The sequence below is a fragment of the Pseudomonas quebecensis genome, from assembly GCF_026410085.1.
Taxonomy (GTDB): domain Bacteria; phylum Pseudomonadota; class Gammaproteobacteria; order Pseudomonadales; family Pseudomonadaceae; genus Aquipseudomonas; species Aquipseudomonas quebecensis.
In genome coordinates this window covers 1,298,052-1,323,478 of record NZ_CP112866.1, presented here as the reverse complement: position 1 = coordinate 1,323,478, position 25,427 = coordinate 1,298,052, and the positions used below count along the sequence as shown (strand labels likewise).

Below are 25,427 nucleotides of genomic sequence, written 5' to 3'. Positions count from 1 at the left end.
ATGGATATCGGGATGATTCGTGGCCTGGGCACCGTTGTGGTGATGGTGGCCTTTATCGGCCTGGCGCTGTGGGTGTTCAGCCCCAAGCGCAAGTCGGAGTTTGACGACGCAACCATGCTGCCCTTTGCGGATGACCCCGAAGCCATCAAGCACGTCGAGCAAGCTTCTAGGAGTAACAAAGAATGACTACGTTCTGGAGTCTGTACGTCACAGTCCTCAGTCTGGGTACCATCTTCGCCCTGACCTGGCTGCTGCTGTCGACCCGCAAGGGCCAGCGCGCCGAGCAAACCGACGAAACCGTCGGCCACTCGTTCGATGGCATCGAGGAGTACGACAACCCGCTGCCTAAGTGGTGGTTCATGCTGTTCGTCGGCACCATCGTCTTTGCCCTCGGTTACCTGGTGCTTTACCCGGGCCTGGGCAACTGGAAAGGCCTGCTGCCGGGCTACAACTACCTCGACAACGACAAGCAAACCCCTTTCGCCAACGGCCAGACCGGCTGGACCGGCGTACACGAATGGGAAAAGGAAATGGCCAGGTCGGATGCCAAGTTCGGGCCGATCTTCGCCAAATTCGCGTCGATGCCGATTGAAGAAGTCGCCAAAGACCCGCAAGCACTGAAAATGGGCGGCCGCCTGTTTGCCTCCAACTGCTCGGTGTGCCACGGCTCCGACGCCAAAGGCGCCTATGGCTTCCCCAACCTGACCGACGCCGACTGGCGCTGGGGCGGCGAACCCAACACCATCAAGGAAACCATCCTCAAAGGCCGCCACGCGGTGATGCCAGGCTGGGCCGAAGTGATCGGCGAACAAGGCGTGGCCGATGTGGCCGGCTTTGTGGTGACCAAACTCGACGGGCGCAAATTGCCTGAAGGCGCCAAGGCCGACGTGGCCAACGGTGAAAAACTCTTCGCCGCCAACTGCGTGGCCTGCCACGGCCCTGCCGGCAAAGGCACCCCCGCCATGGGCGCGCCCGACCTGACTCATCCCGGCGCGTTCATCTACGGTTCGAGCTTCGCTCAGTTGCAGCAAACCATCCGCTACGGCCGCCAGGGCCAGATGCCTGCGCAGGAGCAACTGCAGGGCAACGACAAGGTGCACTTGCTCGCGGCGTATGTTTACAGCTTGTCACAGAAGCAGGATTAAAGCTCAAGCCGCAAGCGACACGAGAAAAGCCCCGTACAGCGAACGCTGGCGGGGCTTTTCTCGTTCAAGACGCAGCGATAACTCAACCGACGCTCTACCCCTTGTGGCTTGCCGCTTGAAGCTTGCTACCGGAGAGTAGTAACGTAACTACATTCACCCCGACAAGTGGGAGGCCCCCATGACCATCACGACCATTTCCAGCCGCGAATTCAACCAAGACACAAGTGGTGCCAAAAAAGCCACCCGCCAAGGGCCGGTTTTTATCACCGATCGCGGCAAGCCTGCCCATGTACTGCTAAGCATTGAGGACTATCAGAAACTGACAGGGCTCAATGCCGACATCGTTGACCTGTTGGTGATGCCGGAAGCGGCAGAGATCGACTTCGAAACCGAACGTGCCGTGATCACTCATCGACCCGTGGACCTCTCTTGATGTATCTACTCGACACCAACGTCATTTCTGAACTTCGTAAACCCCAGGCTGATGCAAACGTGGTCGCCTGGGCCAAAAGTGTCATTGCTCCGCGTCTGTTTATTTCGGCAATCACCTTGAAAGAATTGGAAACCGGGGTCTTGCGTATGGAGCGGCGAGACCCGGCTCAGGGGAAAGTGTTGCGAACCTGGCTCAAGCGTCATGTGATACCCGCTTTCGATGCCAGAATTCTGCCGGTGGATGCAGCCGTCGCGCTGCGTTGTGCACACCTGCATGTGCCGGACCAAGCGAACGAAAGCGATGCATTGATTGCCGCGACCGCTCTGGTCCATGGGCTCACAGTTGTCACGCGCAACGTCAGCGATTTCAAATCCAGCGGCGTTCCACTGATCAATCCGTGGGACGAATGACCGCCTAACCGATAGGAACCGTCCATACTTCCCAAGTCAATTGATCCAGATCACGTACACCATCAATTGATTTCCCCCAACGCGACCAAAGGTCGCACCCTTGGCGTACCATCGGGGGCGTATCATTACGCTACTGCAACACCCCTAATTTGACCGCGGTTGGCACGTACTGGCCGAGGCAAATCTCCACCGCCGTGGGATGCAATGATGAGCGACCAAATACCGGTACATGACGTTACCCCGCCTGCCAAACATTCGAGCCAGACGGTCGATCTCTACGCCGCGCGCGAGAAAATCTACACCCGCGCCTTCACCGGCCTGTTCCGTAATCTGCGTATGCTCGGCGGTGCCGGACTGTTCCTGCTGTACTTCGGCACAGTGTGGCTGAACTGGGGCGGTCACCAGGCCGTATGGTGGAACCTGCCGGAACGTAAGTTCTTTATTTTTGGTGCCACGTTCTGGCCCCAGGATTTCATCCTGCTGTCGGGCATCCTGATCGTCGCCGCGTTCGGCCTGTTCTTTATCACCGTGTACGCCGGGCGTGTGTGGTGCGGCTATACCTGCCCGCAAAGCGTGTGGACGTGGATCTTCATGTGGTGCGAAAAAGTCACCGAAGGCGACCGCAACCAGCGCATCAAGCTCGACAAAGCGCCGATGAGCGCCAACAAATTCCTGCGCAAGTTCAGCAAGCACAGCCTGTGGCTGATCATCGGTTTCGTCACCGGCATGACCTTCGTGGGTTACTTCTCGCCGATCCGCGAATTGGTATTCGACTTCTTCACCGGCCAGGCTGATGGCTGGTCGTATTTCTGGGTGGGCTTCTTCACCCTGGCCACCTATGGCAATGCCGGCTGGCTGCGCGAGCAGGTGTGCATCTACATGTGCCCGTATGCGCGGTTCCAGAGCGTGATGTTCGACAAGGACACCCTGATCGTCTCCTACGACCCGCGCCGTGGCGAACTGCGTGGGCCGCGTAAAAAGGGTGCGGATTACAAGGCCCAGGGCCTGGGCGACTGCATCGACTGCACCATGTGCGTCCAGGTCTGCCCGACCGGCATCGACATCCGTGACGGGCTGCAGATCGAATGCATCGGCTGCGCGGCGTGCATCGACGCCTGCGACAACATCATGGACAAGATGGAATACCCGCGCGGCCTGATCAGCTACACCACCGAACATAACCTGTCCGGTCAGAAGACCCACAAGCTGCGCCCTCGCCTGATCGGCTACGCACTGGTATTGCTGGCGATGATCAGCCTGCTGGTCACAGCGTTCTTCATGCGCTCGCTGGTGGGCTTCGACGTCAGCAAGGACCGCGTACTGTTTCGCGAAAACGCCGAAGGTCGCATCGAAAACGTCTACAGCCTGAAAATCATGAACAAAGACCAGCGCGACCATACCTACGTGCTCGATGCCGACGGCCTGCCGGACCTCAAGCTGCAGGGCCGACGCGAAATCAAGGTGGCCGCCGGGGATATCGTGAGCATGCCGGTGGAACTGTCGAGTGCGCCGGAACAGGTGCCGTCGAGCACCAACGAGGTGACGTTCATCCTCAAGGATGCCGATGACCCGAGCATTCACGTCGAAGCCAAGAGCCGATTCATCGGCCCCCAGGTTCGTTAACCAATACGCCGTTAGACAGAGAGCAGAACAATGCCCGCAGCCACTGCCGCAAGCCCTTGGTACAAGCACCTCTGGCCCTGGATCATCATCGGGATCCTCGCCTGCTCGGTGACCTTGACCTTGTCCATGGTGACGATCGCGGTGAACAACCCGGACAACCTGGTCAACGACAACTATTACGAGGCCGGCAAAGGCATCAATCGTTCGCTGGACCGCGAACGGCTGGCCCAGACCCTGCAACTGCGCGCCACGCTGCACCTGGACGAACTGACCGGTGAGGTCGAGCTGAACCTCACCGGCTACAGCAACCCCAACACCCTGCAGTTGAGCCTGATTTCGCCGACCCAGCCGGAGAAAGACCGCAAGATCAACCTGACCCGCAGCGACAGCGAACCGGGCCGTTACCTGGGCCAGGTCACCGACAAGGTCGAAGGCCGCCGCTTCGTGGAATTACTCGGCACCGAGGGTGACCGGACCTGGCGCCTGTTTGAGGAGGAAGAGGTCAGCCACGACAAGGATTTGCTGTTGGGTGATGAGCCGTTGCAGGGCGCCGAAGACCTGAAGAAGTAACTTGATTGATCGTTCCCACGCTCCGTGTGGGAATGCAGCCCGTGACGCTCAGCGTCACAAAAGCGGACGCGGAGCGTCCAGCGAGGCGTTCCTACGCAAAGCGTGGGAACGATCTGCGGAACTAAGCCATGACCAGCCCAACCCCCTGCTACCACTGCGCCCTGCCCGTGCCGCCCGGCAGCCGGTTCACCGCCCGGATCCTCGGCGAGCGCCGCGAACTCTGCTGCCCCGGTTGCCAGGCGGTGGCCGAAGCGATTGTGGCCGGGGGCCTGGAAAGCTATTACCAGCATCGCAGCGAAGCCTCGGCCAACCCCGAAGCGCTGCCGGTGCAACTGGTAGAGGAGTTGGCGCTGTATGACCGCGCCGACGTGCAAAAACCCTTTGTGCGCCATGACGGCGAACTGGCCGAAACCACCCTGCTGATGGAAGGCATCAGTTGCGCGGCCTGTGGCTGGCTGATCGAAAAGCATCTGCGCAGCCTGCCCGCCGTGGCCGAGGCGCGACTGAACTTGTCCAACCATCGTTTACAGGTCCGCTGGGCCGATGGGCAGCTGCCGTTGAGCCAGGTGCTCGGCGAACTGCGCCATATCGGCTACGCCGCCCATCCGTATCAAGCGGACCGCGCCGCCGAACAACTGGCCAGCGAAAACCGCCTGGCCCTGCGCCAACTGGGTGTAGCCGGGTTGCTGTGGTTCCAGGCGATGATGGCAACCATGGCCACTTGGCCGGAATTCAATATTGATCTAAGCCCGGAGCTGCATGTGATCCTGCGCTGGGTGGCGATGTTTCTGACAACCCCCATTGTGTTCTACAGCTGCGCGCCGTTCTTCAAGGGGGCACTGCGCGACCTGCGTACCCGCCACCTGACCATGGACGTGTCGGTGTCCCTGGCCATTGGCGGGGCCTATCTGGCCGGAATCTGGACCGCGATCACCGGTGTCGGCGAGCTCTATTTCGATGCGGTGGGCATGTTCGCGCTGTTCCTGCTGGCCGGGCGCTACCTGGAGCGGCGAGCCCGCGAACGCACGGCTGCGGCCACTGCACAGTTGGTCAATCTGCTGCCCGCCTCGTGCCTGCGCGTGCAAAGCGACGGCCAGAGCGAACGCATTCTGCTCAGCGAACTGGCCGTGGGCGATCGGGTCCACGTACACCCGGGCGCGGTGCTGCCGGCGGACGGGGTGATCCTCGACGGTCAGTCCAGCATCGACGAATCGCTGTTGACCGGCGAGTACTTGCCGCAGGCGCGCCAGGTCGGCGATAGCGTCACCGCCGGCACCCTCAATGTCGAAGGCGCGTTGACCGTTGAAGTACGCGCCCTGGGCCACGACACCCGACTGTCCGCCATCGTGCGCCTGCTGGAGCGGGCCCAGGCCGAGAAGCCGCGCCTGGCCCGGATCGCCGACCGTGCCGCGCAATGGTTCCTGCTGGGCTCGTTGATCGCCGCCGCGTTGATCGGCCTGCTGTGGTGGCAGCTGGATGCGTCGCGAGCCTTCTGGATCGTGCTGGCGATGCTGGTAGCGACTTGCCCGTGCGCGCTGTCCCTGGCCACCCCGACAGCCCTCACCGCCGCCACCGGCACCCTGCACAAACTCGGTCTGCTGCTGACCCGCGGCCATGTGCTGGAGGGCCTGAACCAGATCGATACGGTGATTTTCGACAAGACGGGCACCCTCACCGAGGGGCGCCTGGCGCTGCGCGCGATTCGTCCCTTGGGCACGCTGGACAGCGACGCCTGCCTGGGCCTGGCCGCCGCCCTGGAAAACCGTTCCGAACACCCGATCGCCCGTGCCTTCGGACGCGCGCCGCTGGCCGCCGACGAAGTGCTCAGCAGCCCCGGTCTCGGCCTGGAGGGGCGTGTGGGCGAACGCCTGCTGCGCATCGGCCAGCCGGGGTTCGTGTGCGAACTCAGCGGCTGCCCGCTGCCCGCCTCGCCGGACGCCGCCGGGCAATGGCTGTTGCTCGGCGACAGCCAAGGCCCCCTCGCCTGGTTCGTGCTCGACGACCGCCTGCGCAGCGATGCACCGGCCTTGCTGCAGGCTTGCCAGGCACGTGGCTGGCGCACTCTGCTGCTGTCGGGGGACAGCTCGCCGATGGTCGCCAGCGTCGCCCTTGAACTGGGTATCGACGAGGCCCACGGTGGCCTGCTTCCCGACGACAAGCTGCACGTACTGCAACGCCTGCATCAGGAAGGCCGCACCGTGCTGATGCTCGGCGATGGCGTCAACGATGTGCCGGTACTCGCCGCCGCCGATATCAGCGTGGCCATGGGCTCGGCCACCGACCTGGCCAAGACCAGCGCCGACGCGGTGCTGCTGTCCAACCGCCTGGACGCCTTGGTGCAGGCCTTCAGCCTGGCGCGGCGCACCCGACGGGTGATCATTGAAAACCTGGTATGGGCGGGTCTATACAATGGCCTTATGCTGCCGTTTGCCGCCTTGGGCTGGATCACGCCCATTTGGGCGGCAGTGGGCATGTCCCTCAGTTCGTTGACCGTGGTGCTCAACGCCCTGCGCCTGACTCGCGTGCCGAGCGCGCCGGCCGCAGGCGCCCCCCAAGTAACCCGCCCGCTGCCGGCATGAGCCGCGCGGGCATGGAGTGCAGATGCCAGCTTTATACGTGATGATTCCGGCGGCGCTGCTGTTAGTCGGCGTGGCCATTTACATCTTTTTCTGGGCCGTGGACAGCGGCCAGTACGACGACCTCGACGGCCCGGCTCACAGCGTGCTGTTCGACGACCAGGACCCCAACCACCTGGCCGCCATCGACGAAGCCAACGGCCCCGAGCAGGCGTCCAAGCCCCAGGACCCGCCCCGTGTTTGAACTGGCGCCATTGCTGGTCTCCGCGCTGATCCTCGGCCTGCTCGGCGGCGGCCATTGCCTGGGTATGTGCGGCGGCCTGATGGGGGCGCTGACCCTGGCCATTCCCAAGCAACAGCGCAGCCGCCGCTTTCGTCTGCTGCTGGCGTACAACCTGGGGCGTGTGCTCAGTTACGCCTGCGCCGGGCTGTTGATCGGCATGGCCGGCTGGGCCGTAGCCAATAGCCCGGCGGCGATGATCTTACGAGTGCTGGCCGGTCTGCTGTTGATCGGCATGGGCCTGTACCTGGCCGGGTGGTGGAGCGGCCTGACCCGCATCGAACAGCTCGGTCGCGGCCTGTGGCGGCATATCCAGCCGGTTGCCAACCGGTTGCTGCCGGTGTCCAGCCTGCCTCGCGCGCTGCTGCTGGGCGCGCTGTGGGGCTGGTTGCCGTGCGGGTTGGTGTACAGCACTTTGCTGTGGGCGGCCAGCCAGGGTAATGCGCTGGACAGCGGCTTGCTGATGCTCGCGTTCGGCCTTGGCACCTGGCCGGTGTTGCTGGCCACCGGGCTGGCGGCGGAACGCGTCACCGCGCTCCTGCGCAAACGCAGCGTGCGCATGGCCGGCGGCATGCTGGTAATGCTCTTCGGCATCTGGACACTGCCCGGCCCCCATCAGCACTGGTTGATGGGCCACTAGACAACGTGTGGCATAGCGCCGCTCCCCGTTGATGCAAATCAAGGCGCCCTCCCCGGCCAGCCCCTAGACTCGGCCCACTAGCCTATCCGGGGGACGCCCGCATGCTCGACGCCATTCGTTGGGACACCGATCTGATTAACCGCTACGACCTGGCAGGGCCGCGCTACACGTCCTACCCAACCGCCGTGCAATTCGACAGCCAGGTCGGAACATTCGACCTGCTCCACGCCCTGCGTGACAGCCGCAAGGCCACGCGGCCACTGTCGCTGTACGTGCACGTGCCGTTCTGCGCGAACATTTGCTATTACTGCGCCTGCAACAAAGTCATCACCAAGGACCGTGGCCGCGCCCATGCCTACCTGCAGCGCCTGGAACAGGAGATTCAACTGGTGGCTTGCCACCTGGACCCCAGGCAGGCGGTGGAACAGTTGCACTTCGGCGGCGGCACCCCGACCTTCCTGAGTCACGACGAACTGCGCCAGGTGATGGCCTGCCTGCGCCAGCACTTCAACCTGCTGGACGATGACTCCGGCGACTATGGCATCGAGATCGACCCACGCGAAGCCGACTGGGCCACCATGGGCCTGCTGCGCGAACTGGGTTTCAACCGCGTGAGCATCGGCGTGCAGGACCTCGACCCCGAGGTTCAGCGCGCAGTGAACCGCCTGCAAAGCCTGGAAGAAACCCGCGCGGTGATCGACGCGGCGCGCACCCTGCAATTTCGCTCGATCAACATCGACCTGATCTACGGCCTGCCCAAACAGACGCCGATCAACTTCGCGCGTACCGTGGAGGAAGTCATCAAGCTGCAACCGGACCGTCTATCGGTGTTCAACTATGCGCACCTGCCGGAGCGTTTCATGCCCCAGCGGCGCATCAACGGCGACGACCTGCCCTCGCCGGCGCAAAAACTGCTGATGCTGCAGACCACCATCGAACAGCTGACCCAGGCCGGCTATCGTTACATCGGCATGGACCACTTCGCCCTGCCCGATGACGAGCTGGCCATCGCCCAGGAGGAAGGCCGGCTGCAGCGCAACTTCCAGGGCTATACCACACACGGTCATTGCGACCTGATCGGACTGGGCGTGTCGGCGATCAGCCAGATCGGCGACCTGTATTGCCAGAACGGCAGCGACCTCAACAGCTATCAGAACACCCTGGCCGGCGCGCAGTTGGCCACCAGTCGTGGCCTGGTGTGCACCACCGATGACCGCTTGCGGCGCGAAGTCATTCAGCAGTTGATCTGCAATTTCAGCCTGGCTTTCGAACCCGTCGAGCAGCGTTTCAACATCGATTTTCGCGGGTATTTCGCTGACCTCTGGCCTCAACTGGAGGCGATGGCCACGGATGGCCTGATCGTGCTCGACGAGCAGGGCATTCGCGTCCTTCCGGCCGGACGGCTGCTGGTGCGCTCGGTATGCATGGTGTTCGATGCCTATCTGGAGCATCAGAACCGGCAGCGGTTTTCGCGGGTGATCTGAAAGCCGAGCGACGCCGGGACGCTGCGCAGGTTGCTATACCATTGCTGCTTTTTTGTACAGGCTGGCCTGACTGCACCACAGTGCGTTACCCTTACGCATTATGTGTGTTTTCCCACAAGGATTTAAGAAATGTCTGAGCCAGTCAAACTGCGCGCTCACAGCCAGGCCCATTGCAAGGATTGCAGCCTGGCGCCCCTCTGCCTGCCACTTTCGCTGAATCTGGAAGACATGGATGCGCTGGACGACATCGTTAAACGCGGTCGCCCGCTGAAAAAAGGCGAGTTTCTGTTTCGCCAGGGTGACAAGTTCGATTCCGTCTATGCAGTACGTTCCGGCGCGTTGAAGACTTTCAGTCTGAGCGATGGCGGCGAGGAACAGATCACCGGCTTCCATCTGCCCAGTGAACTGGTGGGGCTGTCGGGCATGGACACCGAGATTCATCCGGTGTCGGCCCAGGCGCTGGAGACCACCTCAGTGTGCGAAATCCCCTTTGAGCGCCTGGATGAGCTGGCTCTGCAATTGCCGCAACTGCGTCGCCAGTTGATGCGCGTGATGAGCCGCGAGATCCGTGACGACCAACAAATGATGCTGCTGTTGTCGAAAAAAACCGCCGACGAGCGCATCGCTACGTTCCTGGTCAACCTGTCGGCCCGTTTCCGTGCCCGTGGGTTCTCGGCCAACCAGTTCCGCCTGAGCATGTCGCGTAACGAAATCGGCAACTACCTGGGCCTGGCGGTAGAAACCGTGTCCCGCGTATTCACCCGTTTCCAGCAGAACGAATTGCTCGCCGCCGAAGGCAAGGAAGTGCACATCCTCGACCCGATCCAGCTGTGCGCGCTGGCCGGAGGCTCCCTGGAAGGTTGATGCAGACACCTGCGGCCGCGCCAATCGGCGAGGCCGCAGGTATACTTCGAGTCCGTTTTCCGCACCCAGGACTCTTCGACGATGACCTTCGACTCGTTCGACATCAAATCCCTGATCCGCCCCGTCATCGACTTCCCCAAGCCTGGGGTGATCTTCCGTGACATCACGCCGCTGTTCCAATCGCCCAAGGCCCTGCGCCTGGTGGCTGACAGCTTTGCCCAGCGCTACGTAGAGGCCGACTTCACCCATATCGGCGCGATGGACGCCCGTGGCTTTCTGATCGGTTCGATCATTGCCTACCAGTTGAACAAGCCGCTGATCCTGTTCCGCAAACAAGGCAAACTGCCGGCCGACGTGCTGGCCGAGGGTTACCAGACCGAATACGGCGAAGCCTTCCTGGAAGTGCACGCCGACAGCCTGTGCGAAGGCGACTCGGTGCTGATATTCGATGATCTGATCGCCACCGGCGGTACCTTGATCGCAGCGGCGAACCTGGTACGGCGCATGGGGGCCAAGGTCTTCGAAGCGGCGGCGATTATTGATTTGCCGGAGCTGGGCGGCTCGCAACGCTTGGAAGATATGGGGATTCCGGTTTTTTGCCTGACGCAGTTTGCGTTGACTGATCGTTAACGGTTGCCCGGACTGACACCATCGGGGGCAAGCCCCCTCCCACCTTTTTGACAGTCATTGCCTGGGCTGGATCATACGGCGCAGCACCGCTTAGTTTGCGGCATTGCCAATCCATACTGTTCCCCCAGTACTAACTGAAAGAACAGTCTCAAAATGTGGGAGGGGGCTTGCCCCCGATAGCAGTGGGTCCTGCGGTGGTCTTTAGAGAGCGATCGGCTTGCGACCAGCGAACGAATGCGCCAGGGTGCCGCCGTCCACCAGTTCCAGCTCGCCACCCAACGGCACGCCGTGGGCGATACGCGAGGTGATCAGGCCTTTATTGGTCAGCAGTTGCGCGATGTAATGCGCGGTCGCTTCGCCTTCCACCGTGGGGTTGGTGGCGAGGATGACTTCGGTAAAGGTGCCTTGTTCCTTGATGCGCGCCACCAGTTGCGGGATGCCGATGGCTTCCGGCCCCAGGCCGTCAAGCGGCGAAAGGTGGCCCTTGAGCACGAAGTAGCGTCCGCGATAGCCGGTCTGTTCCACCGCGTATACATCCATCGGCCCTTCCACCACGCACAGCAAGGTGTCGTCGCGGCGCGGGTCGGCGCATTGCGGGCAGAGTTCTTCTTCGGTGAGGGTGCGGCATTGGCGGCAATGGCCAACGCCTTCCATGGCCTGGCTCAGGGCCTGGGCCAGGCGAGTGCCGCCGCTGCGATCACGCTCCAGCAGTTGCAGCGCCATGCGCTGGGCGGTTTTCTGGCCGACGCCCGGCAACGTGCGCAGGGCGTCGATCAGTTGACGAATCAGGGGGCTGAAGCTCATGGGGCATGGGTCCGACAAAACGACGAGACGCGGTTTATACCCGCGCCCCGGATTAGCGTCAAATGATCAATCCTGCGCGACGCGCACCACCAGCTTGCCGAAGTTACGCCCTTCGAGCAGGCCGATAAAAGCTTCAGGCGCGTGTTCCAGGCCGTCGACCACGTCTTCGCGGAACTTGATCTTACCGTCGCGCACCCACGGCGCCATGGCGCTGAGGAATTCGGGCTGGCGGTCGCCGTAGTCGTCGAACACGATAAAGCCCTGGATACGCACGCGCTTGGTCAGCAATGTGCGTTGCAGGGCCGGCAGGCGGTCGGGGCCGCTGGGCGCTTCATGGGCGTTGTAACCGGCGATCAAGCCGCACAACGGCACCCGCGCCTTGGGGTTGAGCAGCGGCATCACTGCATCGAACACCTTGCCGCCGACGTTTTCGAAATAGATATCTACGCCATTGAAGCAGGCCTGAGCCAGCTCGTCGGCGAAGTCCTCGCTTTTATGGTCGATACAGGCATCGAAGCCCAACTCATCCACCACATAGCGGCACTTTTGTGCGCCGCCGGCGACGCCGACCACACGCAAGCCCTTGAGCTTGGCCACCTGCCCCACCACCGAGCCCACCGCACCGGACGCTGCAGCCACCACCAGGGTTTCGCCGGCCTTTGGCTGGCCGATGTCCATCAAGCCCATATAGGCGGTCATGCCAGGCATGCCCAATACACCCAGGGCCATGGACGGGCTGGCGAGGCCATCAGGCACCGGTATCAGGTTGCTGCCATCGGAAATGCTGTGACTCTGCCAGCCAGTGGCACCGACCACCAGATCACCCACTTCAAATTTCGGATGACGCGACTGTTCGATACGGCTTACAGCGCCACCCGTCATTACCTCGTTTATTTCAACCGGTGCCGCGTAGGACGGTGCGTCACTTATCCGCCCGCGCATATAAGGATCGAGGGACAGGTAAAGCGTCTTAAGCAGCACCTGGCCGTCCGCCAGCTCCGGCAGGGTCACACGTTCCAGGCGGAAATTCTCCGGTGTCGGTGCGCCTTTGGGGCGCGAGACCAGAACAATTCGCTGGTTGAGTGTCGGTTCTTGAGGCATCAGAGGGCTCCTTATCGAATTCGTCGGTATAGGGTGCAGACCATCGATGCCGGGCCGGGGTTCGATCGGATCGGCATAAACAAAAATGCCAGGCGCGATGCCTGGCATTTGAGTCTAGCCAATGCCTGTGGATCAGAACGGCAGCTTCATGCCCGGCGGCAGTTGCATGCCGGCGGTCACACCGGACATTTTGTCCTGGCTGTTGGCTTCGATCTTGCGCACGGCGTCGTTCACGGCAGCCGCGAACAGATCTTCCAGCACCTCACGGTCATCATCGCTGACGCCTTCGAGCAGGCTCGGGTCAATGCTCACGCGCTTGATGTCATGGCGACCCGTCATCACCACGCTGACCATATCGCCACCGGCTTTACCGGTGACTTCGGCGTTGGCCAGTTCTTCCTGCATCTTGGCCATTTTTTCCTGCATCTGCTGCGCCTGCTTCATCAGGCCGGCCATGCCACCTTTCATCATGGGAATCACCTCAAAAGTACGTGGATCAAGTTAGTAGCCCGGTGTCATGACGCCTGAGGCACCGGGGCTTCGACAGGTTCAATAGTATCGTGGCGGACCACTGCGCCGAACTGTTGCATCATTTGCTGGATGAGCGGATCGGTGTGGATCGCTTCCTCGGCTTCCCGCTGGCGGTTCAGACGTCGGCGGGTCGCGGCCTGGGCCGGGGTTTCCTGCTCAGGCTTGATCAATTCGATGCTGATCGTCAACGGGCGACCGTGGTACTGGTTCAACGCGTCGTTCAGGCGACGCTGCTGGGTCGCGTTGAACAGGGCGCTGTGGGCCGGGTCCAGGTGCAGCGACCAATGGTCGCCCTCGATGGCGACCAGCGTGCAGTTGGCGGCGATGCTGCCGGTCATGCCGGAAATCGGCAATTTCGGGAACAGTTCCAGCCACTGCAGGGCCAGGCCGGTGGCCGGCGCCGCGGCGGGTTCCGGCTCGGGCTCCGGGGCCGGTTCGGCGGCGTGTTCGCTGGCCAACTCGTCCAGGTAGCTGTAGGCCGAATCCATGTCCGGTTCGATGTAATCTTCATCCAGCGGCGGCTCATCGTCGAGATCGATGCCCGGCGTGGCCGCTTCGACCTGTGCCACCGTTGGCTCGGGCACCGGCGCGCTGACCCACTCCGGCGCATCCGGCACTGCGCTGTCAGGCGTCGGCGTGGGCATCGGGGTCAGCTCGGGCTGCTCGCCGAGGGTTTCCAGCACCGGCTCGACGGCGGGCTGCAGTTCGGGCTCGGGCTCGGGGTCCGCCGGCGCGTTCCACGGCAGGTCGACCTCCGCCACAGGCTCGGGGGGTTCAACCGCCACCGGTTCCACCACCGGCGCCGCTGGAGGCTCTACAAGCGCCGGCGCGGCAACGACTGGCGCGACCACGGCGACGCCAGCCACGGATTTGGCGGAATCAACTGTGGCCTGGCTGATTCCCACTGGCTTTAGCGGCTGTCTCGGTGCGTCCGCCGTATCGGCGGGCCGGAACGCCAGCATGCGCAACAGCACCATCTCGAACCCGCCGCGCGGGTCCGGCGCCAGGGGCAGGTCGCGACGGCCGATCAGGCCCATCTGGTAATAGAACTGCACGTCTTCGGCCGGCAATGCCCGGGCCAGCGCCAGCACGCGGTCGCGGTCGCCATGGCCGTTGTCGACCCCCTCGGGCAGCGCCTGGGCGATAGCCACGCGGTGCAGCACATTGAGAATTTCCGAGAGCACGCCGTTCCAGTCCGGGCCTTGCTCCGACAAATGGCGCACGGCTTCCAGCAATGCCTTGGCGTCACCATCGATCAACGCGTGCAGCACGTCGAAGACCTGGCCGTGATCCAGCGTGCCGAGCATGGCACGCACATCGGCGGCCATGACCTTGCCTTCACCGAAGGCGATGGCCTGGTCGGTAAGGCTCATGGCATCACGCATCGAGCCATCGGCCGCGCGGCCCAGCAGCCACAGCGCGTCGTCTTCGAACGGTACGTTCTCGACGCCCAGCACATGGGTCAAATGCTCGACCACGCGCTCGGGGGTCATGTTCTTCAGGGAGAACTGCAGGCAACGCGACAGAATAGTTGCGGGAAGTTTCTGCGGGTCGGTGGTCGCCAGGATGAATTTGACGTAGGGCGGCGGCTCTTCCAGGGTTTTCAACAAGGCGTTGAAGGAATGGCTGGAGAGCATGTGCACTTCGTCGATCAGGTAGACCTTGAAGCGGCCTCGGCTCGGCGCGTACTGCACGTTGTCCAGCAGCTCGCGGGTGTCTTCGACCTTGGTGCGGCTGGCGGCGTCGATCTCGATCAGGTCGACGAAACGTCCTTCGTCGATTTCCCGGCACACCGAACAGGTGCCGCAGGGCGTCGAGGTGATACCGGTCTCGCAGTTCAGGCACTTGGCGATGATCCGCGCAATGGTGGTCTTGCCGACCCCGCGGGTACCGGTGAACAGGTAGGCGTGGTGCAGCCGCTGGCTGTCCAAGGCATTGATCAGAGCCTTGAGCACATGGGTCTGGCCGACCATTTCGCGGAACGAGCGCGGGCGCCATTTACGTGCAAGAACCTGATAACTCATCGAAAACCGTCGCAACTGGGAAGCGGAAGCCGGTAATGCTAGCGGAGCAAGGGGGAAATTGCATCCGGCACGCTCGTCTAATCTGACTAAGCTCTGCTCACTGGCCCCCAATCGGCCTGAACCCGGAGAGTGTATGCGCGTAGTCCTGGGCGCTTTATGGATGATTACCACGGCCAGCCTGGCGGCGCCCGCCCCGCTGCGCTTTTCGGTTTCCGACAGCTGGGCGATGCCCATGGTGCAGCTGGAAAACGGCCAGCCTACCCAAGGGATTATGTATGACGTGATGGCGAGCCTGGCCAATCAGCTCGGCCAACCGGCCCGGTTCCAGGTGCTGGCACGCGCGCGCATCGCCACCGCCATGCTCCATGGCGATATTGATGTGCGCTGTTATGTCACCCAGGCCTGGCTGGATGACCTGCCGGGAGACTACGCCTGGAGCGTGCCGCTGATGATGCAGCGCAGTGTCCTGGTCAGTACGAGCGAGCAGCCGGTCACGCTGGCCGAGCTGGCGCCACAAGCCATCGGCACCGTGCTCAATTACCGCTACACCGGCCTGGCGGCACTGTTCGCCAGCGGCCGGCTGACCCGCGACGAGGCGCGCAGCGAGGAGCAGGTATTGCACAAACTCCTGGCCGGGCGCTTTCAGTATGCGGTGATCAACGAGTGGACGGTGGACCGCTTCAATCAGACCCTGACGCCTGAGCACCGTCTGCACAAGGTCGCGGTGGTCGATGAGCTGAGTCTTGGCTGCATCGTGCGCAACGATCCGAAACTGCCGGTACAGCAGATCCTGCGTACATTGCTGCGTATGAAAGTGTCGGGAGAGATCGACGAAATCATCCAGCTGTATACCGGCCAGGTTCCAACGCAAGCGCACGCTCCTGACAAGAACTGACAGTGCGACCTTTTAGACTGGACCCATTCAATCGCCTGCCCTCAAGGAACCTGCATGTCTACCGTCGCTCATTATTTCCTGCTGTATGTCGACAGTCCGGCCACCAGCGCCAATTTCTACAGCCGGCTGCTCGACAAGCCACCCGTGGAACTGAACCCGACCTTTGCCCTGTTCATACTCGATAACGGCGTCAAGCTGGGGCTGTGGTCGCGGCACACAGTGGAACCGGCCGCCACGCTGACGGGCGGCGGCGCTGAAGTGGGGCTATCACTGGCGGACAAAACCGCCGTGGACACCTTGCACGCGCAGTGGTCCGCACGTGGCGCCACGATCATCCAGTCACCGACGGCCGCGGACTTCGGCTACACCTTCGTCGCCCAGGACCTGGACGGCCACCGGTTACGCGCGTTTTGCCTGCACGACTAAGCGCCAGCGCCCCTCCAGACTGATGGCCGCCACGCTGGCCAGCACGATCAGCGCGCCGAGCACCACCCACGGCGTCACCTGCTCACCCAGCAGAGTGGCGGCCATCAGCATCGCCACTGGCGGAATCAGGTACATCGCCACCGCCGCGCGGCTGACCTCCACATGTTTCAACACATAGCCCCACGCCAGATAGGCCAGAGCGCTGGGGAAAATGCCCAGCACCAGCACCGCCAGGTTCTCTGTCACCGGTGCCCGCAGCACCGCCGCGGGCAGGTCCGGCAGGTTCACGCAGAGCATCAGGGTGCCCGCCCACACCATGTAGCACGCCATGGTCAGCGGGCTGTAGCGATGGGCGTAGTGTTTCTGAAGGGCGAAATACACACTCCAGGACAGCGCCGCCAGCAGGATCAGCACGCCGCGTGGGTCGATCTCGCCGATGCCCCGATCACCGCAGATCACCACCCCTACCCCGACCAGCCCCAATGACACACACACCCAACGCCACACACTCACCCGCTCCTTCAAAACCAAAAACGCGATCAGCACACTGAACAGCGGTGCCGACTGCGCCAATACGCTGGAAGCCGCCGCCGTGACCCATTGCTGTCCATAGTTGAGGGCTGTGTGGTGCAGGAACACGCCGAAGAACCCCAGCACCAGCAACCAGGGCACGTCCCGCCAGCGCGGTCGGCCGATGCCCAGTACCAGCGCCACCCCGGCCATAAACAGCGACGCGATCAAAAAGCGCAACAACGCCAGTTGACCAGGGCTGTAGCTATGCAGGCCGAGGTGCACGCCAATCGGCGAATAGGCCCAGCAGAGGATCACGCTGGCGGTGACTAGCGTAAGCTTCAGGCGTGACGGGGTGTTCATCGAGAATGTCCAGAAACCGCGAAAGAAGGCTGTCAGTCTTGGCTGGGTCGCGGCGCAGGACAATTAAGCGTTTCTGACTTCTGAAATCACGGGAATTGAGCAATGGAACTGGCCCAACTGAAAATGGTGCGCGCCGTGGCGCAGACGGGCAGCGTGGCCCAGGCAGCCGTGCAACTGCATTGCGTGCCGTCCAACATCACCACGCGCATCAAGCAGCTGGAGAGCGAACTGGGCACGCCGTTATTTATCCGCGCCGGACGCGGGCTGGCGATCAGCGCGGCGGGTGAGATTTTTCTCGACTATTGCGAGCGCATCCTGGCGCTGGTGGATGAGTCCAAACGGGCAGTGGATGCCACTGCCATCCCCCGTGGCACCTTGCGCATCGGCGCGGTGGAATCCAGCGCCAGCGGCCGTCTTCCGCCATTGCTGGCGGAGTATCACCGGCGTTACCCGCAGGTCAGCCTGGAACTGGTGACCGGCGCCTGGAGCCAATTACTCGACGACCTGCAACACCATCGCCTGGATGTGGCCCTGGTAGCTGCAGGCAGCCCGCGCGCCAAGCTCGAACACAGCGTGGTCTACCGCGAACGCCTGGTACTGGTCGCCAGCGCATGCAGCGCGCCGATCCAAGGCGCGCAGGACCTGGCGGGCCGCACCCTGCTGGTGTGGCCAACCGGTTGCCCCTATCGCGCGGCGCTGGAGAACTGGCTCAAACCCCATAACGTCACACCTAGCATCGCCAGCTACGCCAGTTGGGGCACGATTATCGGGTGCGTGAGCGCCGGCATCGGCGTGGCGTTGGCGCCGGAAGGCATTCTGGCTCGCTACGAGCAGGCCAGCCAGTTGACGTCCTACCGGTTCGCGGAGCTGCAGGCGGTGGACAATCTGCTGTTCTGGCACAAAGACACCCAGCGACATCTGGCGCGCGATGCCTTTGCCGCGCTGCTGCACGAGACGTTCGGTTGAGACTTATTTGAATGCCCCATAGCAGGTTTTTCAGTTATCCTTTCGCGAAATTAATTCAAATTGTAAGGGACTACCGTGAATTACCTCCGCTTATTACTCGCGGCGGCCGCTCTGAGCCTGCCCGCCCTCCCCGCCTTCGCCGCCGCCACGCCTGCTCCGGTCGAAGCCAGTGCCGCCGCCGAGCCGGCTGAAACCGCCGAACATTTCCTGGCCTCGCTCAAGAAAAAAACCGGTACGGTCACCCTGCCCAGCGGTATCGCCACCCTGAAACTCAACGACGAGTTCTACTACCTCGACCCGGCCGACACCGAGCGCCTGCTGACCGATGGCTGGGGCAACCCGCCGGGCTTCAAGACCCTGGGCATGATTGTGCCCAAAGCCGTCAGCCCGCTGTCCGAGCGCGGCTGGGGTGTGATCGTCAGCTACAAGGCCGATGGGCATATTTCCGACGAGGATGCGGCAAAAATCGACTACGCCGATCTGCTCAAACAGATGCAGGAAGAAGACGAAGCCGAGAACCAGGAGCGCCAGAAACAAGGCTACGCCGGCCTGCACCTGCTGGGCTGGGCCGAGCCGCCGCATTACGACGACACCACCCACAAAATGTACTGGGCCCGCGAACTGAAAGCCGACGACGCCGATCAGAACACCCTCAACTACAGCATCCGCGTGCTGGGCCGTGAAGGCGTGCTGGAACTCAACGCCGTCGCCGCCATGGCCGACCTGCCTACCATCAAGCAAGAGTTGCCCAAGGTGCTGGCCTTCACCAACTTCACCGATGGCAACCTGTACACCGACTTCAACCCCACCACCGACAAAATGGCCACCTATGGCCTGGCGGCGCTGGTGGCCGGCGGAATCGCCGCGAAGGCCGGGCTGTTCGCCAAGATCGGCATTTTCCTGCTGGCGGCGAAGAAGTTTCTGGTGATCGGCGTGGTGGCACTGCTCGCCGGTATCCGTAAGCTGTTCAGCCGCAACAAGGGCTGAAACCCGCACACAAAAACGCCGCCGCGTGCCCTGGCACACGGCGGCGTTTTTTTACGGCTCAGTTTTGCGCGGTGGGCGCGGCCAGACGGCTGTACTGGTCCTGACTGATCCAGCCGATGGACGAACGGCCCTCGGCGTTGACGAACTCGACCTGCGCCCAGCCGTCCTTGTACGCCAGCACACCGACCACGTCACGCTTGACGATGTACGGGCGCTTGGCGACCTTGGCACCGGGGGTTTTCTGCAGGTAAGCCTTATCGGCTGACACCGTGACCAGGCCGATCCAGTTTTTGCTGGCGGTCTGGCTCAGGTCCAGGCCGGTGGCGATTTCCGGCATCAGCACGTTCAGGCAGCCGGGATGCTGGCGGCCCTGTTCCACGGTCAGGGTCACGCCATCGGCGGACGGTGCCACGCTGCCCGGATAAGCCTCCTGGCCCCAGGTCGTCAGCGCACCGGGCTTGCCCTGCAGGTAAAACGTGCAGCCCCGGGTGACGCCCTCGCCCATTTCTTCGGCGTAGTAACCTTCGACCTGCTGCTGCGGCGTAACCGCCAGCATCAGGCCCTCGTACTTGCCCGAATGCAAAGCGCTGCTGGCGGCCAATGCCGGCATTGCACAGCACAACGACAACACACCCATCGTCAGAAAACGCGTCATCCTATTTTTTCCCTTCAAGTTTTTCGTAGGCTTTCTTCATCAGGACATCGTAGTTGCCGTAGTCCTCGCCATTGTAGTTGCGCGCCATGCCGGTGAAATCCTTGGCCTTCATGGCTTTCATCAAGGCCGGGCTCTTGCTGCAGAAACCCAGGAAGGCTTTGAGTTGGTTGCCGGCATTCACTTTCAAGGCTGCCGCAAATTCAAACACCGTCTTGTAACCGCACGACGAAAAGTTGAACCCCATGATCTGGAACATGCCCCACGACGCCGACATCAAGGCCGCTTCCTGATCCAGGGCAAACGCGGTGGCCATGGTTTCCCAGGCCTTGATCTGGTCCTTGTTATTGACCTGCCACTGCGGCCCGGCCTTTTTCACGTAGGGGTAAGACAGCAGCGGGTGCGCCTGGTCGTAGATGCGCTTGGTGTATTTGCGAAACAAGTGCCCTTCGAAGGCGATCACCGGCAACTTGGCCGGCCCGAACCCTGAACGCCCGCCCGATTCCACGGTGGCGAAGGCCTTGATGATGTTCACCGAAATGCCATTGCCCAACTGGGTGGCGGCGTTCTGGAAGTCTGTATCGGAGAGGGTCATGCCGCCGTCGCAGGTGGGCTGCAACATCAGTTGGCGGTTGCGCCGCTCTGCCTCGATCATCGCGCGCATGCGGTCCAGGTACACATTGACCGTGGCGTGCACCGCGTCGCCCTGGTTATTGCCGAAGCCGTTGAGGAACGTTGGGATACGCAGGGTCGGCGAGGCCTTCACCGGCACCTTTACCGCTTCTTCGATCAGGCTGTTGAACGTGCGGCCGGTGGGGTCGATCACGCCGTCGGGGTGAGCATATTTGAGGTGACGGAACTGGTACTGGCTGATGCACTGCACCAACTGGCCGTCGCACTTGCCGTTTTCGGCCAGTGGAGCGCCCATCTTCGGAATGATCAGATTGAAGAGATACTGGATGCACTGCACATCGGCGGGCAAATTGCGGGCTTTACCGGGAGCACCCACCGAAGCGCTGATCAGACGGGGCAACCCTTGCAGGCTTTTCATCGGAGACATCCTTGTTGGTTAAAGAAGTGATGCCACTTCAATATCAATGCGTTGCCGTTGTCATATTCTGAAACATGCGGCTGGCGGAAACTAGCAAGGCGGTTAAAGGTTGTCCAGTCGCGATCTTGAAAGTTGTGAGACAGCTATCTAAAGACAAGGAGCAGCCAGGCGCTTGATCTGACGACAAGCGCGCTGGCTTAAGAAACACTTCAGTAAAGCAGCGACTTCCCCGGCTTTACTTAGCGTTTTCGCCATTCCCTCTAGTATGCTGTGCACCCAGCAACGCAATGGGACGCCCCTTTGCCTGGTCAGATAATGAAACCGGAGAAACGACTGTGAGGCTCGACAAACTGCGCGTGCAGAATTACCGCTGCTTTGGAGAGTTCGAGATCGACTTCGACCCTCATCTGACTGTATTGATTGCCTCCAATGGAGGTGGCAAAACCACCATTCTGGATGCTGCCCGGGTTGCCCTCTGGCCGTTTGTGAAGGGTTTTGATCTCGGTAGTCAAACCGGGAAATCCGCGACAATTCAAATTGACGACGTACGTCTCGCCCACCTTACCAGCGGCAATATGGAACCTCAGATACCGAGTATTATTGAAGCTTCCGGTCCGTGGGGTGACAGCGAACCGGAACGGCATTGGCTGCAACAACGTACGAGCTTGAAAAAATCAACCAATACACTCGTAGACACTGACGCCAAAGCCCTGACGGGGTATAGCAAATCACTGCAGGAAAAAGTTCGCCGCGACGAGTCTGTCGTTCTGCCTCTGGTCACCTACCTGGGCACTTCTCGGCTCTGGTTTGAGGGGCGCTTCACGTCGGCCGCCGCCCAAACGACTCTTGATAAATCCGAATACTCCCGAACTTCAGGCTATCTGAACTGCCTCTCCTATTCGTCGAGTTTCAAAACCTTTACAGCGTGGTATGGCTGGATCTATCGCAGCTATCGAGAAGCTCAGGTCGTTGCGCTGGAGCGTAACGCGCAGCTGTCTGAGCTTGGGACTCGATTCGGGCAAATTATTAAATCGATCAAAGACGCGATTGATCGATTGATTCAAGCTCCAACTGGCTGGCACAGCCTCGAGTACAGTGAAAGCCATCAACAACAGTTGATCATGCATCATCCTGAACAAGGCGTATTGCCTGTAGACATGCTTAGCGACGGCCTGCGTAATGCAATTGCCATGGTTGCTGACCTTGCCTTCCGAGCTTGCAAGTTAAATCCACATTTAGGGGTTGATGCCCCTTTGAAAACCCATGGAATTGCGCTGATCGACGAGGTGGACATGTTTCTCCATCCGCATTGGCAACAAACAATCCTGGGCTCATTGCGCGGGGCTTTTCCAGCCATGCAATTCATTGTCACCACACACAGCCCGCAAGTATTAAGTACCGTGCGGCGCGAAAACATTCGAGTAATTGGCAAGGATATACACGGTAATCTGGTTGCCTCACCGCCTTTGGCGATGACTTATGGTGAACCAAGCAGCAGCGTTCTACATAGCGTGATGCAGGTTGATCCGCAGCCACCGGTCATTGAAAAGCCTGAGTTATTACAACTCACTGAATGGGTTGATAAGGGACGATATGACGAACAGCCAGTCATTGAGTTGATGGAGCGTCTTACCAACGCACTGGGTGATCAGCACCCCCAGCTTCAGCGTCTACAGCGAAGCATAAAACGGCAAAGGGCTCTAAAAAAATGAGGGCAGTCCACAAACGTGGCCAAGGCCCCTATCAACTGAGCAGCTCACATTCCAATCCGCCCGTCTCAGCCCATGCGGCGGACAGCCGATGGTCGAGGTTCAAGTATAAGCAGCAGGTCCTCGCCTACCTGTTGGAAGAACAATACGGCCTATGTTGTTACAGCGAGATTCGACCCGACCAGATCGGTTTAGGCTTTCATATAGAACACGTCGAAAATAAAAGCCAGAATCCCCAACGCACTTTTGATTACTACAACCTCGCCGCGTCCGCCTTGGACAGCGAAAGCGATTTGCATACATTCAAAGGTCGAGCGTCAGAAGTTTTCGGCGGACACGCGCTCGGAAAATCAGATGCGGTTGAGATCAATCGATTTGTCTCCTGCCATCAATCCGATTGCCGTCGTTTTTTCGCATACCTATCTGACGGGCGCATGGTGCCTGCAGATAAGTTATCCGAAGAAGACGAAGACAGAGCTTTGTACACCATTGGATTGCTTAACTTAAACAGCCCATTCCTTCAGAACCTGCGTCAGCAATGGTGGGACGAATTACAGCTACTCTTCGAAGATCACATTGACCAGGATATGAGTCTTCACTGCCTGGCAAGTATCGACCTCGTTCCTCGCGGCAAGCAACTGAGCCCTTTTTTCAGTCTCACACGAACGTTTTTCGGGGACATTGCGGAACAGGTACTGAAGCAGTACCCCATAGATGCCGAATCAGCTCAACTCGATTAAAAGCCATGAGTTTCACGGGTCTTCTGATACTTGTGGTAATCGATCCACTCGACCACATCGTAAGGCAGGTACAGCTGCCGCCTGGCTCTTGAAATCGCGATATACACCTCGCACAGTCGCTGGTCGAACGCATAGGCATCCTTGAATTTCACATTGGTCAGCAGTGCCGGGGTGAGCAGCACGCTGTCAAACTCCATGCCGCCGGCCTCCTGTGCAAGCATCAGCCGGCAGCACTTGTCAGGCTGGCCGCTCAACCGGTTCAGACGGGTCACATCGGCCACATTGAAACCTTTCTCCAGCTCGTCCTCGACCCACAGGAACGCTTCGTCGAACTGGCCGGCCTCGCGCACCTGCTGCCAGTCGGCCAGGTCGCTGAAATAGGCGTGAGGGCCTTTGTCGGTGTGTTCGGTGCTGTAAAACTGCGGTTTGAACAGGGCAATGGCGCTGATCATGAAACGCTCCAGATCGCGCTGCGCTGCGCTGTCGAACACGCCGAACGGGCAATTGGCCTGCTGCAACTGGATTGCCCACTTCATGGTGTCCCAGTGGGACGCGGTCAACACGACGCAGCCTTCGGGCGGCACGAAACCCTGGGGGTAATGCTCGATGCCGACATCGGCGTCCCGCGCGCCTTCGAACGGAACCTTGCTCTTCTGCGAGTGCACGCTGATCAACGGGTTGACCAGGCGTTCGACATTGCGACCGGAACGCACCGAGTAGCTGATATCGGTGTGCCGGACTTCGCGTTTGCGCCGCACCATCACGCCTGTGGCCAGCTGGTATTCGTCGCCCAAGGTAATCAACACCTGACGGCCGCGCTCAATGATCTGCAGCAACGAGGCCGGGATGTCCTGGCTTTCATCGATCAACACATGGGTAAAGCGCGGTGGCACCTCGCAGCCCGCCAGGCTGGCGCGCTTGATCAACCACAGGGTGGCAAACTCGGTCTGGCTGACCCACTGCGGGTTGCGCTCCAGGTACGTCCAAACGCGGCTTGCGTATTCCAGCAAGACTTGGGCATCCAGGCTGCTCAAGGCGTGCTTGAAGTGGGGCAAGTGCCGGGCCGAGAGGCTGTGATGGCTGGAGGTGCAGTAGTTCTCAAGCACCTTGAGGCACACATTCAGCGTCGCTTGGCCATCGTGGCCGCGCCACCCCAGAATATCCAGGGCTTGGGACACCGCCTGTTTGCCGGGCAATCGGGCCGGCGTTTTGTCCGCGCCGGGGCGCCCCGCCTGCAACATGGCCTTGGCAAAGGCGGCGAAGGTCGAACCGGCCTTGCCGTCCCGCGCCAGCCCCATGCGCTCGCGAAGCGTGGCCAGTTTGGCCCCGGTGCGCGCCAGGACCAGGGTTTTTTCCGGGCGCAGGCATTCCAGCAACGCGCCCAGCAGATGGCTCTTGCCGATACCGGCGTAACCCTGCACATGCAGGTCTTCATTGAGATTCGCGCGAAAGGTGCGCACCAGCTTGTCCTGGGCCGGGCTGAGCCAACGCTCACGGTGCCGGGGGGTGATCATCTGCTGGCTGAAGGGGTCGTTGCTGCGCCGCTGTCGGACTTTGAAGGTCACATCCCACTGGCCGTCGGGCAACAGGTAATCGCGCGCCGCGACTTCTTCGGGCAGTAACAGGCGCAGGTTGAGGTTTTTGAGCGCATTGATGCCGAAGTACAACTTGCGCGGGTCAAACAGCCGCCGCGCTTCGGACAGCAATGCCGGCGTGCCGGACGTCGGCGCGTTCACCACCCACCCCATCAACTTGACGAGCACACGCTCGGCGGCCGCGCCGTTAAGGTCGGCTTGCGCGGCCTGCGCCAGGTTCTGAATGACCAGTATTGCGGCCAGCTCCGGGTCCGTCAGGCTGTCCAGGTGCGCGGCACCGTCGGTACCGAGCAAGGCGCTGCAGGTTTCGTCGGTGACCGGCAGGAAGACGGGGCTGGATAAGTCGAAGTGTTCCGGTTGCATACATCCTCGCGGCCAGGGGCCGAATGAGGTCAATCAAATGGATTCAGCGGTCAAG

General features: G+C 61.4%; 26 protein-coding genes. 18 read left to right on the top strand and 8 right to left on the bottom strand.

All coding sequences use genetic code 11. The features are described 5' to 3' along the window. From OSC50_RS06270 to OSC50_RS06215, 12 genes are all read left to right on the top strand, one after another. On the top strand, positions 1-186 hold the full coding sequence (locus tag OSC50_RS06270; RefSeq protein ID WP_016775513.1) for a CcoQ/FixQ family Cbb3-type cytochrome c oxidase assembly chaperone: 186 nt from the start codon (positions 1-3) through the stop codon (positions 184-186). Then, complete coding sequence (gene ccoP, locus OSC50_RS06265) at positions 183-1,145, top strand: cytochrome-c oxidase, cbb3-type subunit III (RefSeq protein ID WP_181076061.1); 963 nt, start codon at positions 183-185, stop codon at positions 1,143-1,145. Before OSC50_RS06270 ends, ccoP begins: the two co-directional genes overlap by 4 nt. A gap of 178 nt (positions 1,146-1,323) precedes the next feature. Beyond that, positions 1,324-1,578 carry a type II toxin-antitoxin system Phd/YefM family antitoxin gene (locus OSC50_RS06260; RefSeq protein ID WP_181076063.1) on the top strand — a complete coding sequence of 85 codons (255 nt, stop codon included), beginning with the start codon at positions 1,324-1,326 and terminating at the stop codon, positions 1,576-1,578. Beyond that, positions 1,578-1,988 carry a type II toxin-antitoxin system VapC family toxin gene (locus tag OSC50_RS06255; RefSeq protein WP_181076065.1) on the top strand — a complete coding sequence of 137 codons (411 nt, stop codon included), beginning with the start codon at positions 1,578-1,580 and terminating at the stop codon, positions 1,986-1,988. Before OSC50_RS06260 ends, OSC50_RS06255 begins: the two co-directional genes overlap by 1 nt. A 207-nt stretch (positions 1,989-2,195) precedes the next feature. Then, the gene (gene ccoG / locus OSC50_RS06250) at positions 2,196-3,611 is read left to right on the top strand and encodes a cytochrome c oxidase accessory protein CcoG (RefSeq protein WP_181076067.1); all 1,416 of its coding nucleotides are present in this window, start codon (positions 2,196-2,198) and stop codon (positions 3,609-3,611) included. A gap of 30 nt (positions 3,612-3,641) precedes the next feature. Next, positions 3,642-4,181: a FixH family protein gene (locus OSC50_RS06245; protein ID WP_266246315.1), complete on the top strand. Its 540-nt coding sequence runs from the start codon at positions 3,642-3,644 to the stop codon at positions 4,179-4,181. A gap of 128 nt (positions 4,182-4,309) precedes the next feature. Continuing rightward, positions 4,310-6,760 (top strand): heavy metal translocating P-type ATPase, encoded by a 2,451-nt coding sequence (locus OSC50_RS06240; RefSeq protein ID WP_266246316.1) that lies wholly within the window; start codon positions 4,310-4,312, stop codon positions 6,758-6,760. A 22-nt stretch (positions 6,761-6,782) separates the two neighbouring features. Then, positions 6,783-7,001: a cbb3-type cytochrome oxidase assembly protein CcoS gene (gene ccoS / locus OSC50_RS06235; RefSeq protein ID WP_181076073.1), complete on the top strand. Its 219-nt coding sequence runs from the start codon at positions 6,783-6,785 to the stop codon at positions 6,999-7,001. Continuing rightward, positions 6,994-7,677, top strand: a complete 684-nt coding sequence (locus OSC50_RS06230) for a sulfite exporter TauE/SafE family protein (RefSeq protein WP_181076075.1) — start codon at positions 6,994-6,996, stop codon at positions 7,675-7,677. Before ccoS ends, OSC50_RS06230 begins: the two co-directional genes overlap by 8 nt. A gap of 101 nt (positions 7,678-7,778) precedes the next feature. Continuing rightward, the gene (gene hemN / locus OSC50_RS06225) at positions 7,779-9,161 is read left to right on the top strand and encodes an oxygen-independent coproporphyrinogen III oxidase (RefSeq protein ID WP_181076077.1); all 1,383 of its coding nucleotides are present in this window, start codon (positions 7,779-7,781) and stop codon (positions 9,159-9,161) included. 129 nt (positions 9,162-9,290) lie between these two features. Next, positions 9,291-10,025, top strand: a complete 735-nt coding sequence (gene fnr, locus OSC50_RS06220) for a fumarate/nitrate reduction transcriptional regulator Fnr (protein ID WP_181076079.1) — start codon at positions 9,291-9,293, stop codon at positions 10,023-10,025. Between the two features lie 81 nt (positions 10,026-10,106). Beyond that, positions 10,107-10,655 carry an adenine phosphoribosyltransferase gene (locus OSC50_RS06215; RefSeq protein WP_181076081.1) on the top strand — a complete coding sequence of 183 codons (549 nt, stop codon included), beginning with the start codon at positions 10,107-10,109 and terminating at the stop codon, positions 10,653-10,655. A 201-nt stretch (positions 10,656-10,856) separates the two neighbouring features. Here OSC50_RS06215 and recR read toward each other — a convergent pair whose 3' ends face one another. The 4 genes from recR to dnaX form a co-directional block, all read right to left on the bottom strand. After that, entirely contained in the window at positions 10,857-11,459 is a 603-nt protein-coding gene (recR, locus tag OSC50_RS06210) for a recombination mediator RecR (RefSeq protein WP_266246317.1), read from the bottom strand. Positions 11,460-11,525: 66 nt separating this feature from the next. Continuing rightward, positions 11,526-12,560: an NADPH-dependent curcumin/dihydrocurcumin reductase gene (gene curA, locus OSC50_RS06205; protein ID WP_266246318.1), complete on the bottom strand. Its 1,035-nt coding sequence runs from the start codon at positions 12,558-12,560 to the stop codon at positions 11,526-11,528. A gap of 132 nt (positions 12,561-12,692) precedes the next feature. Further along, the gene (locus OSC50_RS06200) at positions 12,693-13,031 is read right to left on the bottom strand and encodes a YbaB/EbfC family nucleoid-associated protein (RefSeq protein ID WP_017527493.1); all 339 of its coding nucleotides are present in this window, start codon (positions 13,029-13,031) and stop codon (positions 12,693-12,695) included. Positions 13,032-13,075: 44 nt separating this feature from the next. Next, entirely contained in the window at positions 13,076-15,115 is a 2,040-nt protein-coding gene (dnaX, locus tag OSC50_RS06195; RefSeq protein WP_266246319.1) for a DNA polymerase III subunit gamma/tau, read from the bottom strand. A 133-nt stretch (positions 15,116-15,248) separates the two neighbouring features. Between dnaX and OSC50_RS06190 the strand changes: the two genes are divergently transcribed. Continuing rightward, positions 15,249-16,010, top strand: coding sequence for a substrate-binding periplasmic protein (locus OSC50_RS06190; protein WP_253508874.1), 762 nt, complete (start codon positions 15,249-15,251; stop codon positions 16,008-16,010). A gap of 54 nt (positions 16,011-16,064) precedes the next feature. Then, positions 16,065-16,436 (top strand): VOC family protein, encoded by a 372-nt coding sequence (locus OSC50_RS06185; RefSeq protein WP_181076089.1) that lies wholly within the window; start codon positions 16,065-16,067, stop codon positions 16,434-16,436. Here the strand turns inward: OSC50_RS06185 and OSC50_RS06180 are convergent. Next, positions 16,410-17,309 carry a DMT family transporter gene (locus OSC50_RS06180; RefSeq protein ID WP_253508876.1) on the bottom strand — a complete coding sequence of 300 codons (900 nt, stop codon included), beginning with the start codon at positions 17,307-17,309 and terminating at the stop codon, positions 16,410-16,412. The genes OSC50_RS06185 and OSC50_RS06180 overlap by 27 nt on opposite strands. A gap of 102 nt (positions 17,310-17,411) precedes the next feature. Between OSC50_RS06180 and OSC50_RS06175 the strand changes: the two genes are divergently transcribed. Continuing rightward, complete coding sequence (locus OSC50_RS06175; RefSeq protein WP_181076093.1) at positions 17,412-18,275, top strand: LysR family transcriptional regulator; 864 nt, start codon at positions 17,412-17,414, stop codon at positions 18,273-18,275. Between the two features lie 75 nt (positions 18,276-18,350). Next, a complete protein-coding gene (locus OSC50_RS06170; RefSeq protein WP_253508878.1) occupies positions 18,351-19,262 on the top strand; it encodes a DUF2167 domain-containing protein in 912 nt (303 codons plus the stop codon). Positions 19,263-19,320: 58 nt separating this feature from the next. Here OSC50_RS06170 and OSC50_RS06165 read toward each other — a convergent pair whose 3' ends face one another. After that, a complete protein-coding gene (locus OSC50_RS06165) occupies positions 19,321-19,917 on the bottom strand; it encodes a hypothetical protein (protein WP_253508880.1) in 597 nt (198 codons plus the stop codon). A 1-nt stretch (position 19,918) separates the two neighbouring features. Beyond that, entirely contained in the window at positions 19,919-20,965 is a 1,047-nt protein-coding gene (locus tag OSC50_RS06160; protein ID WP_181076099.1) for an N-acetylmuramidase family protein, read from the bottom strand. A 335-nt stretch (positions 20,966-21,300) separates the two neighbouring features. Here OSC50_RS06160 and OSC50_RS06155 point away from each other — a divergent pair, with 335 nt between their 5' ends. Beyond that, the gene (locus OSC50_RS06155) at positions 21,301-22,677 is read left to right on the top strand and encodes an AAA family ATPase (protein WP_266246320.1); all 1,377 of its coding nucleotides are present in this window, start codon (positions 21,301-21,303) and stop codon (positions 22,675-22,677) included. Then, positions 22,674-23,414 carry a retron system putative HNH endonuclease gene (locus OSC50_RS06150; RefSeq protein ID WP_266246321.1) on the top strand — a complete coding sequence of 247 codons (741 nt, stop codon included), beginning with the start codon at positions 22,674-22,676 and terminating at the stop codon, positions 23,412-23,414. Before OSC50_RS06155 ends, OSC50_RS06150 begins: the two co-directional genes overlap by 4 nt. On the opposite strand, the gene OSC50_RS06145 is transcribed toward OSC50_RS06150, so the two are convergent. Continuing rightward, entirely contained in the window at positions 23,411-25,372 is a 1,962-nt protein-coding gene (locus OSC50_RS06145) for a hypothetical protein (protein ID WP_266246322.1), read from the bottom strand. The two genes, OSC50_RS06150 and OSC50_RS06145, sit on opposite strands and share 4 nt — an antisense overlap. Between the last annotated feature and the right edge of the window lie 55 nt (positions 25,373-25,427).